The organism is Sphingobacterium puteale (assembly GCF_003627955.1).
In the GTDB taxonomy this organism is placed as follows: domain Bacteria; phylum Bacteroidota; class Bacteroidia; order Sphingobacteriales; family Sphingobacteriaceae; genus Sphingobacterium; species Sphingobacterium puteale.
The window spans coordinates 23,316-43,859 of record NZ_RBWS01000001.1 but is presented as its reverse complement, the minus strand read 5'-3'; the positions used below and the strand labels follow the sequence as shown (position 1 = coordinate 43,859).

The 20,544-nt window shown below is 41.4% G+C and carries 14 protein-coding genes; 12 read left to right on the top strand and 2 right to left on the bottom strand.

The features are described from left to right. Positions 1-525 precede the first annotated feature (525 nt). The 11 genes from D7322_RS00170 to D7322_RS00120 all read left to right on the top strand — a co-directional run bounded on the left by D7322_RS00170 (position 526) and on the right by D7322_RS00120 (position 16,905). Positions 526-3,537: a glycosyltransferase family 117 protein gene (locus D7322_RS00170; protein WP_121120478.1), complete on the top strand. Its 3,012-nt coding sequence runs from the start codon at positions 526-528 to the stop codon at positions 3,535-3,537. A 141-nt stretch (positions 3,538-3,678) separates the two neighbouring features. Continuing rightward, positions 3,679-5,070: an APC family permease gene (locus D7322_RS00165; protein WP_245971210.1), complete on the top strand. Its 1,392-nt coding sequence runs from the start codon at positions 3,679-3,681 to the stop codon at positions 5,068-5,070. Between the two features lie 256 nt (positions 5,071-5,326). Next, the gene (gene pyrR / locus D7322_RS00160; protein WP_121120477.1) at positions 5,327-5,890 is read left to right on the top strand and encodes a bifunctional pyr operon transcriptional regulator/uracil phosphoribosyltransferase PyrR; all 564 of its coding nucleotides are present in this window, start codon (positions 5,327-5,329) and stop codon (positions 5,888-5,890) included. A 101-nt stretch (positions 5,891-5,991) separates the two neighbouring features. Next, the gene (locus tag D7322_RS00155; protein ID WP_121120476.1) at positions 5,992-6,930 is read left to right on the top strand and encodes an aspartate carbamoyltransferase catalytic subunit; all 939 of its coding nucleotides are present in this window, start codon (positions 5,992-5,994) and stop codon (positions 6,928-6,930) included. A gap of 380 nt (positions 6,931-7,310) precedes the next feature. Further along, positions 7,311-10,349: a tetratricopeptide repeat protein gene (locus D7322_RS00150; RefSeq protein WP_121120475.1), complete on the top strand. Its 3,039-nt coding sequence runs from the start codon at positions 7,311-7,313 to the stop codon at positions 10,347-10,349. A gap of 6 nt (positions 10,350-10,355) precedes the next feature. Then, positions 10,356-12,107, top strand: coding sequence for a porin family protein (locus D7322_RS00145; protein ID WP_121120474.1), 1,752 nt, complete (start codon positions 10,356-10,358; stop codon positions 12,105-12,107). A gap of 40 nt (positions 12,108-12,147) precedes the next feature. Continuing rightward, positions 12,148-13,557: an HU domain-containing protein gene (locus D7322_RS00140; RefSeq protein ID WP_121120473.1), complete on the top strand. Its 1,410-nt coding sequence runs from the start codon at positions 12,148-12,150 to the stop codon at positions 13,555-13,557. 25 nt (positions 13,558-13,582) lie between these two features. Next, on the top strand, positions 13,583-14,290 hold the full coding sequence (locus tag D7322_RS00135) for a MotA/TolQ/ExbB proton channel family protein (RefSeq protein ID WP_104383976.1): 708 nt from the start codon (positions 13,583-13,585) through the stop codon (positions 14,288-14,290). Further along, entirely contained in the window at positions 14,290-14,700 is a 411-nt protein-coding gene (locus D7322_RS00130) for an ExbD/TolR family protein (RefSeq protein WP_108635073.1), read from the top strand. The genes D7322_RS00135 and D7322_RS00130 overlap by 1 nt, the downstream gene beginning before the upstream one ends. Positions 14,701-14,758: 58 nt before the next feature. Further along, positions 14,759-15,586, top strand: coding sequence for an energy transducer TonB (locus D7322_RS00125; protein WP_108635074.1), 828 nt, complete (start codon positions 14,759-14,761; stop codon positions 15,584-15,586). An 11-nt stretch (positions 15,587-15,597) separates the two neighbouring features. Beyond that, entirely contained in the window at positions 15,598-16,905 is a 1,308-nt protein-coding gene (locus D7322_RS00120; protein ID WP_121120472.1) for a bifunctional folylpolyglutamate synthase/dihydrofolate synthase, read from the top strand. A 121-nt stretch (positions 16,906-17,026) separates the two neighbouring features. On the opposite strand, the gene D7322_RS00115 is transcribed toward D7322_RS00120, so the two are convergent. Next, entirely contained in the window at positions 17,027-18,046 is a 1,020-nt protein-coding gene (locus tag D7322_RS00115) for an asparaginase (protein ID WP_121120471.1), read from the bottom strand. 13 nt (positions 18,047-18,059) lie between these two features. Next, positions 18,060-18,827, bottom strand: a complete 768-nt coding sequence (locus D7322_RS00110) for a TatD family hydrolase (protein WP_121120470.1) — start codon at positions 18,825-18,827, stop codon at positions 18,060-18,062. 321 nt (positions 18,828-19,148) lie between these two features. Between D7322_RS00110 and D7322_RS00105 the strand changes: the two genes are divergently transcribed. Beyond that, the gene (locus D7322_RS00105; RefSeq protein WP_245971209.1) at positions 19,149-20,543 is read left to right on the top strand and encodes a TolC family protein; all 1,395 of its coding nucleotides are present in this window, start codon (positions 19,149-19,151) and stop codon (positions 20,541-20,543) included. Position 20,544: the final 1 nt, after the last annotated feature.

Here is a 20,544-nt window from a genome sequence, read left to right as displayed (position 1 = left end):
AAAATTCAAATTAAAAAAAATCTAAACCCTTTTATAAATAATAAGCCTTGCATATAACGCAGAAAAGGCTTGCAATTGCAAGCCTTTTCTATTGTTTGTTGTCCGACCTGGATTCGAACCAAGACAAACAGAACCAAAAACTGTCGTACTACCCTTATACTATCGGACAAACAATTCAATTGTGTTCGTTATCGTGATGATGTCGTTCACATTTGATGATGCAAATATACGGACTATTCCTATTTCTGCAAATAAAAATGTGTTGTAAAGTGCATTGGGCTTGATTTTCAAATAAATAATTTTTGTTTTGCCCGAAAATTTAAGACATACTTGCTGTTTTTTAGCTTAGGTATTGGCCTGCTCCAGCTTATCAATGGCTTTGTCCTGCTTTCTTTACAGCGAATATTGCATCGCGTAATGAAAATTTTCAATTAATATGTGTTAAAAAATCAGAATAAAGTTCATTTCTTATTAACTTATCCTTATTTTCGAGCCGTATTATAATACTTTTACAGTTATCATTTTATGAACTATACTAAAATCAACAATCTTTTAGGATGGATATGTGCGCTCATTGCAACAGTAGCGTATGTCATGACTGCCGAACGATCGACGAGTTGGTGGGACTGTGGTGAGTTTATCGCCTCAGCCTTTAAACTTCAAATTGTGCACCAGCCAGGGGCACCTTTATTCTTAATGATTCAAAACATTTTCTCGAATCTAGCAGGGGGTGATGTCACACGGATCGCTTTTTGGATGAATGTGGGATCTGCTGTTTGTAGTGGTCTGACGATTCTGTTTTTGTTCTGGACGATCACAGCCCTTGCAAAGAAAGTCGTTGCAAAAGGAGTCGGCGAGTCCTATACCTCAACGGACTTGATCAAAATATTTGGTTCAGGTGCTGTTGGTGCATTGGCTTATGCGTTCACGGATACATTTTGGTTTTCAGCGGTTGAATCTGAGGTGTATGCCATGTCTTCGCTTTGTACCGCAGTTGTATTTTGGGGGATCTTAAAATGGGAAAATCATGCTGAGGAGGCTGGATCTGACCGTTGGTTGATCTTTATCGCGTATGTGATGGGTCTTTCCATCGGTGTCCACTTATTGAACCTCTTGGTGATTCCGGCCATTGCTTTGGTAATTTATTTTAAACGCTCAAAAACAGTGACTTCTTCTGGAGCAACCAAAGCATTCCTGATCGGTGTTGTGGTACTGGCTTTGATTTTATGGGGTATTATACAATACACGGTCAAAGCAGCGGCTTATTTTGACTTATTCTTTGTAAATAGTCTGGGAATGGGCTTCGGTACCGGATTTAATCTATTCTTGATCTTAGTGGTTGCTCTTTTTGTGTATGGTATCTGGTACTCGATCAAAAAAGCAAAACCGATGTTGAACCTGATCCTGATCAGTACCGCGTTTATCATCTTTGGGTATAGTTCCTTTGCGATGATCATGGTACGTGCTAAAGCGAATCCTACCTTAAATAATAGTGATCCGGACAATGCCTTTTCTTTTGTAAGTTATTTGGGACGCGAGCAATATGCGAGTGAGCCGCTTCTAAACGGGCCGACTTTCGATGCACAAGTAGTGGATGCTGTGCCAACTTATACTTATCGAAAAGACAAGGATAAATACACGAAAGTAGAGAATGGAATGGATTATAAATACGATAAGACGATGTTCTTTCCGCGTGTTTATAGTAATCGGGATGGGCATGATGGATATTATCGGGATTATCTAAAACTTCCGGAGGGGCAATCGCCTACATTCGGTGATAACCTGAAATTTTTCTTCAGTTATCAGATCGGGCACATGTATGGCCGTTATTTTTTGTGGAACTTCGCCGGTCGCCAAAATGATCAACAGGGACAGGGCTCTTTCACGGAGGGCAACTGGCAAGCAGGTATTAAGCCTATTGACCAAATGCATAATGGTGGACAGAATGCGATTCCAGATTCATTGAAGACGGATCCTTCAAATAATAAATACTATTTCTTGCCGCTAATCATTGGTTTGATCGGTGCGTTCTGGCACTTTGGCAGAAGACAACGGGATGCCGGAATTGTGGGATTACTGTTTTTCTTTACAGGTCTGGCGATTGTATTATACTTAAATCAAAGTCCATTGCAGCCGCGTGAGCGTGATTACGCCTATGCGGGATCATTCTATGCCTTTGCAATATGGATTGGCTTGGGCGTATTTGCCATTGCGGATTATCTAAGTAAGAAAGTAGATGGTAAGATGGCAGCAGGTATAGCTACAGCGGCTTGTTTGTTGGGAGCTCCGGTATTGTTGGGATTCCAAAACTGGGATGATCATGATCGCTCAGAAAAAACAACAGCACGTGACTTGGCGAAAAACTACTTAGCTTCCTGTGCGCCAAATGCGATCTTGTTCACTTATGGTGACAACGATACTTATCCATTGTGGTATGTACAAGAAGTTGAAAATTATCGTCCGGATGTACGCGTGGTGAACTTAAGTCTCTTGAGTTCGGATTGGTATATGCGCCAAATGAAACAAAAAGTCAATCAGGCAGATGGCTTACCGATCAATATTGATGACGAAAAATTCAAAAAAGGTGTTCGTGAGGTACTTTATTATCAAGATATGAAAGTACCCGGGCACGTAGATCTTGATTTGGTGATGCAGATTTTATTGTCTGATGACCAAAAAAATAAACTGGAATTACGCGGTGGTAAATTTGAGAACTTTTTACCGACCAAAAACTTTAGCCTTCCGGTAAACAAGGAAGCTGTGCTAAAAAATAATGTGGTACCAAAAGCTTGGCAGGAATCTATCGTCGATACGATGACATGGACTTATAATAGAAACTATGTGTCTAGAGCGGAATTGTCGATCCTAAACGTATTATTGAACAATAATTGGAAACGTCCAATTTACTTTGCGGCGACCGTTCCAAACGACAACTACCTTGGATTGGATAAGTACCTGGTACAAGAAGGTTTTGCCTTGCGTTTAATGCCTATTGCGACTCCTGCAGGATCTGAAGGAACTTTAGTGGATACACAGTCTGCTTTTAAGGATATTACAACGAAATATCAATGGGGTAATATGGCGAATGCTTCTTATTTAGATCCTGAATCCTACCGCATGATCACCATGATTACAAATACAGTCATGGGTGGTACTGCCACACAGTTAATGATGGAAGGTCATAAAGACGAGGCACGTAAAGTGGCTGTTGAAACTTATGAGAAGATGCCAAAACGTGTGTACTTGATGCGTGATATTTTAGGCTATATTCCAATTGTCAATGTGTTGTATGAAACTGGTGAAACGAAACGTGCGAATGAAATTGTCAATCGTAATCTGAAATTTATGACGCAGAATATGCGCTGGTACCAGGATATCGCCCAAACAAAAGCTGAACTGGAATATTCAAATATCGGGACGGCTTTACGGGCTCTGGGTGCTTATAAAAGTATATTGGCTTCCACCTCGGAAAAACAATTGCTGCAACAGGTGACTGAGCTGGAGAAATCGTATAAACAACAGTATGGTGTAGAATAACCGTTCATACACGGTTTTAATCCCAAGGGCTGTCCTTTAACGCGCCATGCTTAAAAATAAAATTTGAGCAGCGTGTAAAAAGGACAGCTCTTTTTTTGATTATTTTTTCTTAGCTTAATGGCATAAAATCAACCTGATATTATGATGAAACGTCAACTGAAATTGTGGGATGCGATTATGCTGGTCATGGGCTCGATGATCGGAAGTGGGATCTTTATTGTGTCGAGCGACATGATGCGACAACTGGGCTCAGGATACTGGTTGGCAATCGTATGGATATTGACCGCCATAGCGACTGTTGCGGCGGCAATCTGTTACGGTGAGTTATCCTCAATGTATCCCAAAGCGGGCGGACAGTATACGTATCTTACCGAAGTATTTGGCAAACCGATTGGTTTTTTATATGGCTGGAGCTTATTTACGGTTATTCAAACGGGTACCATAGCGGCAGTTGCGGTCGCCTTCGGTAAATTTACTGCCTATTTGATCCCGCAACTGAACGATGCGGCACCGCTTTTTCAGCGTGGTGAGTTTAAGATTACCTGGATACAGATACTCGCCATGGGTGTAATTCTCCTGTTGACCTATATCAATACCCGCGGAATCAAGAGCGGCAAATCAGTGCAGTCTTTTTTTACTTCAGCAAAAATTATTGCATTGGTTCTATTGATCGTCGGCGGCTTGTTCTTAATCAAAGAAAATCATTTTTCGGAAAATATGGCGTACAGCTGGGAGGCTTTTCAGAATTTGAAAGGTGAGGGCTGGATGGGGATTTCCGGTGGTGCTTTAATGGGGGCACTGGCGGCGGCTATGGTGGGCTCCGTATTTAGCAGTGTTGCCTGGGAAAACGTTACTTTTGTTTCGGGCGAAATTGTGAATCCGCAGCGTAATGTGGTTCGTGCGCTCGTCATCGGAACCAGCCTTGTTATGCTTTTATACATCTGTTGTAACTACATCTATCTTTCTGCCCTGAGCCGTGAAGAGATCGCTTTTGCCACAAATGACCGGGTCGCAATTGCTGCCGCCGAGAAGATGCTCGGGCACAGTGGTACGATAGCCATGGCCATCCTCGTTATGATATCAACATTTGGCTGTGTCAATGGTCTTGCGCTGTCCGGAGCACGGGTTTTTCAGACCATGGCCAAAGACGGACTATTTTTAAAACAGGCTATTCCCAACAATAAATATGATGTACCCGCCCGATCGCTATGGCTACAGGGGATCTGGGCCTCCTTGCTCTGTTTAAGTGGGCAATATGGCAATTTGCTGGATATGATCTCTTTCGTTATCGTCATATTTTATATGATTACGGTACTGGGTGTTATTATTCAACGTGTTCGGAAGCCCGAAATGGAACGTTCATACAGGACTTTTTTATTTCCTATTACACCAATTATTTATCTCCTCATCGGTACTATATTTTGTGTGCTATTGATTATATACAAGCCGCAATATACTTGGCCAGGTTTTATATTGGTATTGATTGGGGTACCTGTATATTTTTTTGCACGGGGCAATAAGAAAAATGATTAAGACAAATGTATCGCGTCGGTCCTTTTTACACTGGATAGGTAATATGGACCGGAAGCTGGTTTCCTCGGAATGATATATGCTGTGTGGCGCCAGAAGGTATGCCAATGAGCTCGTTTGTCCGCATTGATGAACTGTTGTTTTAAAAGTTATTAGTCTCTTTGTTTATGCTGGAAACGAGTTGAAATATTGAAATTAATTGGGAAACGAGCGATAGTTTTTGTTAAAAAAAGTGTAGCTTTGCTCAAACATTCCCATAATGAAACAGTCGATTTTATTAGACGGACCAAAATTTCAAATCACCATTCAAAGACTATGTCGTCAATTGATTGAGAATCACGGTGATTTTTCAAATGCTGTCGTCATAGGTATTCAACCAAGAGGAACTTTCTTAGCTAGACGTATCGTCAAAGAACTTGAACGCATGATCGAAAAACCGATCTTGGTCGGTGATCTGGATATTACATTCTATCGGGACGATTTCCGTACAAAAGGTAATGCAGGTCCGTTGTTAGCAAATAGTACAAATATCAATTTTATTGTAGAAGGTAAAGACGTTATTTTTATTGATGATGTCTTGTGGACAGGACGCACCATTCGCGCAGCCATGGATGCTGTACAGGCATTTGGAAGAGCAAGAAGCATTGAGTTGCTTGTTTTAGTCGATCGTCGTTTCTCCAGACAGATTCCGATTCAACCCGATTATATTGGAATACAGGTTGATTCTATAGATTCACAAAAAGTTATTGTGAACTGGAAAGAATCTGACGATCAAGATAGCATTATCTTGGTCACGGAGAAAAAACCTTCGGGTAATGATTAGAAATCCGGTTCAGTAAAATGATAACTGAAGGTTCTAATAAGCCCTTGGGAACGAACACTTCAATTAAAAAAAGATTAGTAAATACTTGAATATACTATAAAATGTCAGCTGCAGTAGAACAATTAAGTACTCGCCATTTGTTGGGAATCAAAGATCTAAATGAACAGGATATCCAATTGATTCTGGATACAGCGAGTAATTTCAAAGAGGTATTAAATAGACCGATCAAAAAGGTGCCTTCTCTACGGGATATCACCATTGCCAATGTGTTTTTTGAAAATTCAACACGTACGCGGCTTTCTTTTGAACTTGCTGAGAAAAGACTATCTGCTGATATTGTCAATTTTGCGGCTTCTTCTTCTTCAGTGAGCAAAGGAGAGACTTTGATCGATACCGTCAACAATATCCTTGCGATGAAGGTGGATATGATTGTGATGCGACATCCATATGCTGGAGCAGGCGTATTCTTAAGCAAACATGTCGATGCACAAATTGTGAATGCTGGCGACGGAGCACATGAGCATCCTACGCAAGCGCTCTTGGACTCCTTCTCTATCCGCGAGCGTTTTGGCGATGTGGCGGGCCGTAAAGTTGCTATTATTGGTGACATCACCCACTCCCGGGTGGCCTTATCTAATATCCTATGTCTTCAGAAACAAGGCGCAGAAGTCATGGTGTGCGGGCCGACGACATTAATCCCTAAGCATATTACTTCTCTGGGGGTAAAGGTGGAACATGACCTGAGAAAAGCACTGAATTGGTGTGACGTGGCAAATATGTTACGTATCCAGCTGGAACGTCAGGATATTGCCTATTTTCCTTCTTTGAGAGAGTATTCCATGTTATATGGTTTAAATAAGGACATCTTGGATTCTTTGGAAAAGCCAATTACGATTATGCACCCGGGACCGATCAACCGTGGTGTCGAAATCACCTCCGATGTTGCCGATAGTGAACATTCCATTATCCTGGATCAGGTTGAAAATGGAGTTGCTGTTCGGATGGCGGTATTGTATCTGTTGGCCGGACAACGCGGCTAACTGAATTTTGATTTTGAGCCAGTTTTAGCTACTGGAGGACGAAATTGACAGATTCATCAATCAACAATATTATGCCTGACTTTATTTTTGGTCGGGCATATTTTTTGTGCAAAATTTCCGTTATAATACTGGATTATTCACAGATGTTAATAACTTTTGTGTAAAATAGCTCAATTAAAGTATAATTTAGTAAAATGAATAAAACTATCTCCCAAAAAGGGAGAGATTTGAATTGATTTTCAATAAATTTTGGCTTATTTTAAATCGGCCAATCAAAGAGGAGAAGTCATTAAATTTGCATGTCAGGGCAAATTTACCTCGGTTTGAAGGGAGATTCATTTACATTTGCAGATAAATAACATATTAAGGTTTCACATATTATGTATAAGAAGATTTACCAGGTGGGAGTTGCACTAACCGTTATGGCGACGCCAGCATTAGCGCAACAGACAGAATGGCAACAAATCAACAAGGCATACAAGACTGGAATGGAATTGTATGAACGTGGAAAATTCGGGTCCGCAGCGGCACAATTTGATCGTGTGGAGGCCTTGCGGACGAAATCCAACCTACAATTGGACGAGACAGAGGAGCTATCTTTGTTAAAGGAAAATGTACGGTATTACCAAGCAGTATGCGCCTTGGAATTGGGCGAGTCAGATGCCGAAAATCGTTTCCTAAAATATATTAAAGATTTCCCTGTAAGTGCCAATTCTAAAGCCGCTTACTTTCAGATAGGTAAATCATATTATGCTAAAAAGGATTATGTTAAGGCAATTGAATGGTTTACAAAGATTGACAGTAAAAATCTCGCCGGGAAAGAAAATGTAGAATATCGCTTTAAATTGGGTTATGCCTCTTTCATGACGAAAGATTATAAGACAGCAAAGCCCTTATTTGAGGGACTGAAAGATCAGAAAACTGAATTTCAGGAAGCCTCGATCTACTACTATGCGTATTTATGTTATTTAGATGCGGAATACAAAACGGCATTGAATGAATTTGAGCGTCTAAATGGATCTAAACAATTCGAAAATAGTTACCCTTATTATATCACTGCACTGTATTTCTTGGATAAACGCTACGACGATGTGTTGGACTATGCGTTGCCAATTTTGTCGAAAACAAAACAAGAAAACGAAACAGAGATGTTCCGCATTATCGCGGCGACATACTTTATCAAGGGTGACCTAAAAACGTCAAAAGATTATTACGATAAGTTCCAGGCCCAAGATCAGGGCAAGACCCAAAATAATCAAGATAGCTATCAGATCGGTTATATCGCTTACAAGCTAAAGGATTACGATAAGGCTATCACAGAGCTGGAGAAAATGACAGAGCCTGATGCTTATTACCAGTCGGCCATGATTACCCTGGGGGACAGCTTCCTGAAAAAAGGGAATAAGCAGTCTGCACGTAATGCGTTTTTCAGAGCCTCCAAGTTGGATTTTGATCCAGCGATGAAAGAAGAGGGGCTGTTTAATTATGCGAAGCTGTCGTATGAATTGGAGTTCCATCAGGTCGCACTGGCTTCTACGCAGGAATATTTAAAAACTTATCCAAAATCACAACGCCAGGAAGAAGCGAAAACGCTATTGGCGGAAGTCTTGTTGAGTACTAAAAACTACCGTGATGCGGTCGATATTTTAGAGTCTATTCCAAAACGAGGAAAAGAGGCCAATGCTGCTTATCAAAAAGTAACCTATTACCGGGGGCTGGAATATTATAATGAGCGGGCTTTTGAAAATGCAATTTCTTTGTTCATGCGTTCAGAACAGCATCGTTATGACGAAGAAATCTACGCTTTGACTACTTACTGGAAGGCAGAAGCGATGTATGAAGTACGCAAATACGGTGAGGCGGTAACGAATTTTAATAAATTCTTACGTTTGCCGGGAGCAAATAAAACTGACGTATACAGTTATGCAAATTACGCCTTAGCTTATGCCGCTTTCCGTAACGGAAACTATAATACCGCTGCGAATTACTTTGAACGCTTCTTAGCCTCTGGCGGTTCTAAAGGCATAGAGATGAATACACGTAATGATGCCATCGCTCGTTTGGGAGACTCATATTTCTCGTCGAAAAATTATGGTAGAGCTTTGACGGAATATAATAAGCTGATTTCTTCAAAAGCTCCAAGTCAAGATTATGCGCTGTTTCAACGTGGTATTATCCAGGGGCTACAAGGAGACAATAATGGTAAGATTTCAACCCTTAATGCTGTCATCGCACAATTCCCGAATTCAAATTATGCGGATGATATTGCTTTTGAAATTCCTTACACCCGTTTCTTGATGGGAGAAAGCGATCAGGCAATTGCAGGGCTTCAAACGATGGTTGAAAAATATCCGCGAAGCAGTTATGTGCCACGTGCTTTAGTAACGATCGGGTTGGTTCAATATAATCAGGACAACAATGATGCGGCTTTGGCAACGTTCCAACGTGTCGTTGATCAATATGCTTCTACGGATGAAGCCAGACAGGCCATGCGATCAATTGAGAATATCTATCTGGATAAAGGGGATGCTACGGGGTATATCAAATATGCCACGGGAACCAATTTAGGTGATGTCTCGAAGTCAGAACAAGATTCGCGTTCGTTCTCAACAGCAACGACTTTATTCTCCAGAGGCAATTACAAAGGAGCAGTCGAGGCTGTAAATGCTTATTTCGATAAATTCCCGAAACCAAATCAAGAGAAATACGCGCGTTTTGTTCGTGCGGAAAGTAATGCCGCATTGGGAAATACAGAAGATGCCTTACACGATTACAATATTATCTTGAACGACTGGACCTCACCATATACGGAACGTACATTGATTTCGGTCTCTAATCTATACTTGAAACAAAAGAAATATAATGAGGCAACACAGTTGTTGAAAAAATTGGAGCTTACCTCCGAATACAAATCTAACTACGGTTTTGCAATCAATAATTTAATGGTTTCTTATTATGAAATCGGTGATTACAAAGAAGCGCTAAACTACACGAATGCGGTGAAAAATTACGAGAAATCTTCTGAAGAAGAGATCGCGAACGCTTTCTTGTATGCAGGAAAATGCTATGTGAAGCAGAATAAGAAAACTGAGGCGATGAAGGAATTCAGTTTAGCAGCTTTGAAGAGTCGTACTGTATACGGTGCGGAAGCAAAATATAATGTCGCTGTTATTCAATTGGAAAATAAACAGTACGATGCCTGTATCAAAACGGCAATGGATTTGTCTGACAATTTCTCCTCTTATGAATATTGGGTAGCGAAAAGCTTTATCACGATGGCGGATGCGTATGCAGGTAAAGGCGATACATTCCAGGCGAAAGCGACATTGGAATCAATTGTGGATAACTACGATGCGAAAGATGATGTTCTGCCTGCTGCAAAAGAACGTCTAAATAAATTGAACAACAAAAAGAAATAGGATACAATGAAGAAGTTGCAAAATAGAAATGTGAAGAAATATACCTTAGCAGCGCTTTTGATGGGCGTGGGATTGAATTCTTTTGCACAGGAAACAGGCAAGAAGAGTGATCCTGAAAAACCGGTCACTATTGATTCTTTTGATGTTGTTCGCGATTACAAACCGATTCTTGCAGATGCTGTAAAAATACGTCGTAGTCCCGATATGACCAACAAACGGGAATATCAGCCCAAATTAAACTACGGTAATATCATTGATAAAAAATTGGATATCAATACTGGTCTGAAACAATTGAATGTACAGGAAATACCCTTTGCACAACCTTTTGAACACAGTAGCAATTATGTCAAATTTGGAATAGGTAATTATAACTCGATTTTAGGTGAAGCATATTTGGCATCCGAGCAGTTTGAAAATACGCGTTTTGGGTTATTTGCAAAACACTTAAGCCAAAAGGGCAATATTGAAGGACAGAAATTCAGTACACAGGATATTGGTGTTTTTGGACGCCGTGTGCTGGATGCCGTGACTGTAAAAGGTACCTTAGGCTACAATAGGTATGGTACAAATTTCTACGGTCAGACATTTGACCAACCGGGGACGACATTATTGAATACCACCCCGGATAAACAAACATTCACCGATATTTATTTAAATGGTGAACTGACAAGTAACGTTGATCCAAAAAATGAGCAAGCGATGAGCTACGCTGCGAAGGTAGATGGTTACCTATTTAAGGATGCCTACAAGGCAAAAGAAAATTCTTTCGCTCTGTCCGGGTATCTGAACAAACGCATGAGCGCTTTCAATGTTGGAGCCAACCTGAGTGTCACCATGAATGATGTCAAAAACGAAAATGATACGGCAAATGTGAAGAACAATTTGTTTTTGATCAATCCGTACATTCGGTTTAAGGGCGATAACTATAATGTCACTTTGGGAGCCAACCTGACTTCGGAATTTGGTGATGAGTCCCGTTTTAATGTTTTTCCATCAGTTGAAGCCGATTTTTCTTTGGCTCCGGAATATATCTCTTTATTTGCCGGAGTTAATGGTAATGTTAGACAAGGCTCGTTCCGAAATTTTGCGAAGGAGAATCCTTATTTGGCACCAAATGTCAGGATCGCCAATTCAATTGAAAAATTGAATGTATATGGTGGTTTAAAAGGTAATGCCGGTGCGACATTTGGCTATAAGGTGAAGGTGTTTTACAAACAGATCGAAGGACTACCTTTATTTAAAAATAGTACATTTGGCAATGACCAGAACGGTTATATTCCGTGGGCTTTTGATGTGGTATATGATGGTCAGATCAACAAAGCTAAGCATATGGGACTGGAAGGGGAGATCAATGTACGTCTATCACAATTGGTTAATTTAGGCGGAAAAGTATTTATTGATGACTATAATCTGAGCGATGAGGAAGAGGCCTGGGGCTTGCCTAAATTTAGGCTGCAAGCCAATGCAAGGTTCAATATCTCGGATAAATTCTTCGTTGATGCAGAGCTTTCTAGCCAAGGCAATACCTATGCCTATGTTTACGATTATAACAGTGACGGTACTCGTGTAGCAGATAGTGGTCGCAAGCTGACGATTGCTTCCTTTGCTGATCTAAATGCTGGTGCTGAATACCGAATTAAAAAACAATTTGGTGTTTTCGTGAAAGCAAATAATATCTTTGGAAAGGAATATCAGCGTTACATGTATTATCCAAGATTGGGCTTCAATGTAATTGGTGGTCTTAATTATTCGTTTTAACGAATTAAGATTATAAATTTGCATTTTAAATCAGAGAACAATGAATCTAGGCAAAGACATCAATAGTTTATTAAGACGCTATGCGGAAGTATACGTGCCCGGAATAGGTGTGTTCAAAAGAATTCATTCTCCGGCTCAATTCGATAAACAGAACAATGTGTTTTTGCCCCCCATTTCCTATGTTGAGCTGGACTATTCCGCACAGCGGGGATTCAATATCGTGCATTATATCCAACAGCAGGAGCATTTGAGTTTGGTGCAGGCGCAGCAAATACTGGATGATACCGTTGGGGCATTGCGAAATGACCTGGGACAATTTGGTCAGGTGAAGCTGGAGGATCTCGGTCTGTTGATAAGCTATGGTTCGAGTTTGGTTTTTAAACCACTGGACCTCTCTGGCTTTAATTTTCAACCTGTTGTCAATCTTGTCGGCCCTGAAATCGAAACAGTTATTCCGATACGCGAAGACGAACACGGGCTTGCTGATTCGGTCGAATCAGCCCCATCAGAACATGTTGTTGGGGAAATCAATGCAGAAGAACCTGTCGTTGAAGCAACAGACAGTGTTGAAAATGAAGAGCAAGCTAAGCAGGAGGAACAAGAGTCTGCGGCTCTTGCTGATGCGGATTCGCTTCCTGTTGCTGAAGCTATTGTTGAATCGGGGGTTGAGTCCGATGCACCACAAGCTGAGGAGGAGGCTAGCCCTGCGGACGCCGAACTATTGGATGCCGTGGCAGTACCCGCTATAGCTGATTCGGAGGATACCACAACACTTACGGAGGCGCAAATTGACACGCAAAAAGAAATTGGCGCAATTGCGGCTGCAAATTCTGCTTATGCACCCCATATTTATGAGGAGGAGCCACGCAATTCGAATGCCATCTGGTACTGGCTAACAGCAGCCATTGTACTGGTCATGATTGCTGTAGGCGTATTGTACACGAATCCGGGGTTGAAAAATTCGTTGTTTGGAGGAGCCCAGCCCACACTAAAACCCGCTGCTGACGCAGTCGTTCAGAAAAATAATCTGCCAACTGCTGATTCATCATCCAATGTGCTCGCTGCGGATAGTTTAAAAAAAGTGGATTCCTTAGCCAGAACAATGGCAGATTCGTTAAAGGGTACAGCCGTAGAATCAGGGAAGAATACAGCAACGACTGAGAAAGCTGCTCCTGTTTTGCAGGCGGATCCAGTCATCAAAGAATCCATACCCGTAGCACAGCCGAAATATCAGGTTGTGATCGGTTCGGCACGGACAATGGCTCAGGCAGAGCAAGAGGCAAAACGTCTTCGGATGCTAGGCTACAAGACTGCACGCGCTGTGGAAGGAAAGTATAAAAGGAATAGAAAGAAGATCATCTTGAATACCTACATGACAAAAGCAGAGGCTGACCTCGCTCAAAAATCTGTAGAGAAAAAAATTGAAGGTGCTTGGGTAGAAACATTATAGAAACTAAATAAAACTATTAATAATTATGTCATTAGTGCAAGATACAGCCAGGGCTGCTGTAGATACGTTTAATCAAGCTGCGCAACAACCATTACCTGCTGCTGCTAGTACAGAAAACATGAGTTTGATCGATATGATGATCAAAGGGGGATGGATAATGGTTCCGATCCTATTGCTGTTCTTTATTGGATTGGTTATCTTTTTTGAACGCTATCTGACCATTCGCAGAGCCGCCAGATACGATAATAGTTTGATGTCTCAAGTGAAAGCAAATGTATTGTCAGGAAATTTAGACTCTGCGTTGGCTGTATGTCGCTCCAGCAACTCGGCCTTAGGACGTATGTTGCAAAAAGGACTGTTACGCGTGGGCAGGCCGATCAAAGACATTGAAGGGGCTATCGAGAATGTCGGTAAATTGGAGGTAGCCAAATTGGAGAAAAATATCAATATCCTTGGTATTATCGCCGGTATCGCTCCAATGCTCGGTTTCGTTGGTACTATCTTTGGGGTAATTAAGATTTTCCATGAGGTAGAATTGGCGGGTGGTATCGACATTGCATCCGTATCAGGTGGTCTATATGTGAAAATGGTATCTTCAGCGTCAGGTCTTGCTGTCGGTATCCTGGCTTATTTAGGCTATCATATCTTAAATATGATGGTTGAACGATTGATTTTACGTATGGAAACCGATGCAGTAGAATTTATTGATTTATTGGATGAACCGGGAAGATAATGAACTTACGAAGTAGAAAAAATAAACCATCTGCCGAAGTACATACTTCAGCGCTAAACGACATCATGTTTTTCCTGATGTTGTTTTTCCTGTTGGCGTCGGCAGTTTCGAATCCGCAAGTGGTCAAACTATTGTTGCCAAAGTCAAGCGCAGGTGAACAATCTGTTGCAAAAAAGACAATCACAGTATCTATTACAAAGGAGTTGGGCTATTTTATCGATAAAAACCCTGTTCCGGTAGAAGGTTTGGAAGCTGCAATCCAATCGCAGATGGCCAGTGGCGAAGAATTGACCATTATGCTGTATGTCGATAATACCGTTCCTATCCAGAACGTGATCTCGGTCATGGATGTAGCCAATCGTCTTAAAGTGAAAGTGGTGCTGGCAACAGAACCTAAAAAAGATAAGTAGGGGTAATTAAACTTTTTTGAAGTTTATTGCTCATATGTTAATATAGGAGATTTACACAATGCGATATCATCTTCAACATGAAGAAAATAATTTCCCTAAGGCTTTGGGAATATCTACATTGGTCATGGCATCACTGCTTTTGATTGGTTTCTTTGTCGTTTTTAAGGCACAGGAACCGGACGAGTATGGTATGGGTGGTATGATTGTAAACTATGGAACTTCTCCAGAGGGGATGGGCGACGATTACATGAGTGTGGAAGAGCCTTCTATTGATCCGAATGCAAATAGTGAGCGACCGGATCGGATAGATCCTGTGGAGACGCCCACACCTACACCAACACAACAAGTTGCCGAAAAAGCGGTTGTAACGCAAGATATGGAAGAGGCTCCCGCCGTCACAAAAACGGAAAAGAAAGTGGTATCAAAAGCGCCCGAAACAACTAAGCAGACAAAGGAAGTAGCACCACAGGCAAATGCGAAAGCGCTTTTCAAGGGCAATAAAAACAATGGCAAGGGCGCTGGAGACGGTACTGGCACAACACCGGGAAATCAAGGTTCTAAGTTGGGCGATCCTTTGGCGAGCAATTATGGTGAGGGGGGATCAGGTAACGGCAATATGATGTTGTCTATTGAAAACCGTAGTTTTACCCAGCGGCCAAGCATTGACGATAATGGCCAGCAAGCCGGTAAGGTTGCTGTGGAATTCAGAGTGAATAAGCAAGGCGTGATTACCTATGCGCGTGCGGGAGTAAAGGGTACTACAATCACGGATCCAACATTGTTGGAGAAATGTGAACGTGCTGTCCGCGGTGCACGGCTAAATCAATTGGCTAATGCACCAGATTCCCAAACTGGCCGGATTGTGTTCAATTTTAGATTAAGATAAAAATCATTCAGATGAATGCTTATAAAGAGGCAATCGAGTATTTATATACTCGATTGCCTATGTTTACAAGGGATGGTGCCTCAGCCTTCAAAAAAGACCTTGACAATACCATCAGACTTTGCAATGCGCTGGACAACCCGCAGCAAAAATTCAAAACCCTACATATAGCCGGTACCAATGGAAAGGGGTCTACTTCCCATATGCTTGCGGCGATATTAGCCCAAGCAGGCTATAAAACCGGACTCTATACTTCACCACATCTACTGGATTTTAGGGAGCGTATCCGTGTCAATGGCCTGATGTGTGAGGAAAAATTTGTTACGGATTTTGTTCATAAGCACAGGGCGCTAATCGAGGATGTACAGCCTTCTTTTTTTGAAATCACCGTAGCAATGGCTTTTGATTATTTTGAAAGAAGTAAAGTGGATATTGCTGTTATTGAAGTCGGACTCGGCGGACGATTGGACAGCACCAATATCATCAAACCATTATTGTCAGTTATTACCAATATCGGTTTTGATCACATGAATCTGCTGGGAGATACACTCGGAGAAATAGCTAGCGAAAAAGCAGGTATTATCAAGGAAAATATACCTGTTGTAATTTCTGAATATGCTGCCGAAACAGCGTCTGTATTCTTGAATAAAGCACATGCTGAAGCGGCTCCTATTCAATTTGCGTCTCAGTTTTATCAGACAAGGATACTGGGGGTTGATCAGGATTACCTCAACATTGAAGCCATCGATGGCAATGGTGCAATAGATCATTATCAACTTGATCTGAAAGGTTCCTATCAGGTGAAGAATCTTGCCGGTGTTCTTTTGGCTGTGGATGAACTACGTAAGCAAGGCTTCGAAATCAGCTCCGCCCATGTACATGAAGCCTTAAAACATGTTCAGTCTACCACAGGTATTCAGGGGCGTTGGCAACAGCTCTCCAAAGATCCTTTTGTCATCTGCGATACTGGACACAATGAGGATGGCATTCATGAGGTATTGAAAAATCTAAACGCGACTACCTATAACAAATTACATTTTGTCATTGGGGCTATGCGCGATAAAGACCTGACACACATGTTGCCTTACCTGCCCAAAGATGCAATTTATTATTTTGCTGCACCGGATATGCCGAGGGCTATGCCCCCGGATTTACTGCGTCAGGAGGCAGTGGCTTTTGACCTGAATGGTGTAGACTATTCTTCTGTACAGGAAGCTTTTGCTGCGGCGAAGGCTGCATACGAAGGGGGAGATCTGATTTTTGTGGGCGGAAGTAATTTTGTGGTAGCTGAAGTCCTGGCGGAGATGGCTGAAAGGCCATAGTATAAAGAGTAGGGCGTAATAAACAAGGATCAAAGACAACAGCTTGGTAAGCCTAAGCTTATTCTGCAAAGTCCATGATCCTTATTCCTTGGTCTTTATACCTATCTTTTAGTCGTTTTTTCTAATCGTTAACCGTCAGTTCACCGCGAATATCTTTTTCTACCCAATAGGCAACTTCTTTTTGATCTTCGAGCTCGCCCTGGAGGTACATGAGCTTAGTGACAGCAGCTTCAAATGTAAGATCGTACCCATTGAGTACTCCGATGGCTTTCAGGCCTTGCGAAGTTTCGTACCGCCCAAGTTCGACTGAACCAACCTTACATTGCGAAATATTAAGGATGTTTTTCCCTTGATCTATGGCTCCTTTTAATAAATCCAGAAACCAGCTATCTGTCGTGGTATTTCCCGAACCAAAAGTTTCCATCACAATAGATCGCACATCCGAATCCAGGACAGATTTGATGGTCTGCGCGGATATTCCCGGGAAGAGCTTCAATACAGCAACACGGTTATCCAATTTGGTATGTAAGATAAATTCTTTATCGATATTATTCAATAAAGCATCGGTATTGTATTTAAGGTGAATGCCCGCTTCGACAAGTACAGGGTAATTGGGGGATCTGAACGCTTCAAATTTGGCTGAGTTATATTTGAAAGAGCGGTTTCCCCGGAATAATTTGTTGTCGAACAGGATGCAGACTTCCTGGATAATCGAAACACCGTCTTGTTTTGCAGATGCAATTTCCAGCGCTGTCATCATATTTTCGCGTGCATCCGTGCGGATCTCTCCAATAGGCAATTGTGATCCGGAAAGAATGACCGGCTTTTGCAGTCCCTCAAGCATAAAACTTAACACAGACGCTGTGAATGCCATCGTATCGGATCCATGTAGGATGACAAAACCATCGTAGTTCGCATAATTATCTTTGATGATCTGGGCCATTTCAATCCAGATCTCTGGTTTCATGTTGGAAGAGTCGATGATCGGCTCGAAAGAGTGTACGGTCAGTTTATAATCCAGACGGCTTAAATCAGGAAGATTACGCTTGATTAGCTCGAAGTCGAAGGGGACAAAAGTACCCGTTTCGTCTTTGACCATTCCTATGGTTCCGCCAGTGTAGATAATAAAAATATTGTGCATGGGATTCTATAGATTATATACCAAAAATACGTTTTGAATTCGCGGTTGTAATTTCTGCGACCTCTTCAATAGGAATCGCGTGTAGGTCGGCGACCTTTTGGGCAACATAAACCAGGTAGCTACTTTCATTTTCTTTACCTCGGTAAGGAACAGGCGCGAGGTAGGGCGCATCTGTTTCCAATACAATATGTCTTAGGTCGATTTCTTTGACAACATTGTCCAATCCGGCTTTTTTAAAGGTGACAACACCACCTATGCCAAGTGCAAAGCCCAAGTCAATCGCATGCTGAGCCTGTTCCAATGTCCCCGTGAAACAATGGAGGATACCAAATAGCTTGTCATCCTGGAGTTCTTCCAATAATTCGAATAATTCCGTGAAAGCCTCACGGCAATGAATATCTATCGCTAGACCAAGCTCCTTAGCCCATTTTACCTGTGTTCGAAAAGCATCTTTTTGGATGTTTAGCGTACTTTTGTCCCAGTAAAGATCCAGTCCGATTTCACCTATGGCATGGACTTTGTTATTTTCCAAGCTCTTTTGGATGTTGTTTAACTCGTCCACATAGTTTTCCTTAACATCGCAGGGATGTAGTCCTAGCATAGGAAAACAGTGTTCTGGATAGGCTGCAACCGTATCGAATACAGGTTTGATGGAGGCGCTATTTACGTTTGGTAAAAAAAGACGTTTTATATGGTTGTCTAAACAACGTTGAAGGTGTTCTTGCAGTTTATTGGTACCTGAATGGTAATAGATGTGTGTATGTGTATCAGTAAGCAACATAGTTTTCTGCTTGGAGGCAAAAGCGGGTTAGGGTAAAAAACTTCTTTTTGTTATTATCGAATAAAGAGGTCGGCTTCATTACCAAAATTTCAATTCGTTCTCCAAAGATAACTTATTAATTAACAAAATGAAAATTAATAACGGATTCTCTTCCTATCGGATATTTTAGCTATAAAGCCAAAAATGAGAATTTGAGTCATATATGGGCTATACTTTTTTTCTTATCTTGGAAAAAATGGCGTGTTGTAAAACATACTTTACTATTTGCTGTTAAACAGAAGAACGGTTGTTGCCCTATTTTTTAAAGAATAAATGAATCATATGATGAATAAGAAATTATGTGTGGGTTTGTTCACCTTTGCATCGCTTATGGGTTTAAATAAGCTGCATGCGCAGTCAGTGATTGACCCATCGGTAAAAGATATTATTCAAAAGGCCTTTCAAACGAATAAGGAGTTGAAACTGAAGGCATATGAAGTTGATAAAGCAAGGCTGGAAGCCGAAGGGGTAAAAGCCAACAGGCTGCCACATGTTTCTGCATTGGGGCTATATGGATATGTGCATAGCAATGGTAGCGTGGATATTCCGACCGTGAATGTTCCACTGCTGAACCTGGGACTTTTTGAGGGTGCGACCGGATTCAGTATGCATGGGCAGGCGGCATATGCGGGTGTTTCGGTAAAACAAGTTATTTTTTCGGGACTACAGATTCCTAATGGTATAAAGGCACTCAAAGAGAAAGCCCTGGCACAACAATATTTGGAATCTGCGAGCCGTGAGACGCTCTCAAAGGATATTATCACTTCTTTTGACCAGTTGATGCTTTTGGACGAAGTTGAGAAACTTATCGCTGATTCGGAAAAGAGACTAAAAAAAGAGCAGGAGAAAGTCAATAAGGCGATACAAAATGGCCTGGCTATTCCCTATGATCGAGATAAACTTAAATTGGCGCTCCTCGAACTAGAGGAGAAGAAGGTGGAGCTTGCCGGAAATCGAGATCTCCTCTGTCAGAAGATTGAGCAGGAAACTGGCGTTTCTTTTCAGGAGGTCGGCGGCATTCACTATGGACTAAAGCCGATATTTTTGTCGGAAATACCCAATGATGTTGAGCAACGATCAGAACTTAAAGCCCTTGAAGCATCATCAAAAGCTTATGATTATTTATACAAAAAGGAAAAGGGGGGAGCTCTACCGGCTGTTTTTGCTTTTGGATCGGCAAATTACTTAAATGTATTCAATTCAAAATTGAGCATAAAAGACCAACCGCTATTGGGAACAGTGAACCTGCCCCTAAATTCAATCAAAGGAAGCCCGAATCTATTGGTCGGGCTCGGGATAAAATGGGACCTCTATACTGGCGGAGAACATCATAATAAAATTAAACAGGTTAAGCTTGACCAAACCATTAATACGACAAAAAGGGAAGATACAGCGGAAAAACTTAATCTGTTGTTAAGTAAAAATAAGGTAGGTTACAGTACCGGAAATCAAAAACTGAAAGTAGGTGAACAACAGCTGAAAGTCGCTGAAAACAACTTATCAATGGCCTTAAAGCAATATCAGGCCGGGTTGATTGATGTGACGGAATTGCTGGCGACGGAAAATGACTGGTATAAGGTTAACCTCGGTTATTTTAATAACGTTTTGCAACAGCGAAATGCTGCCGTCGAATTATTACATACTTCTGGAAAATTATTACAAACTATACATGAGTAAC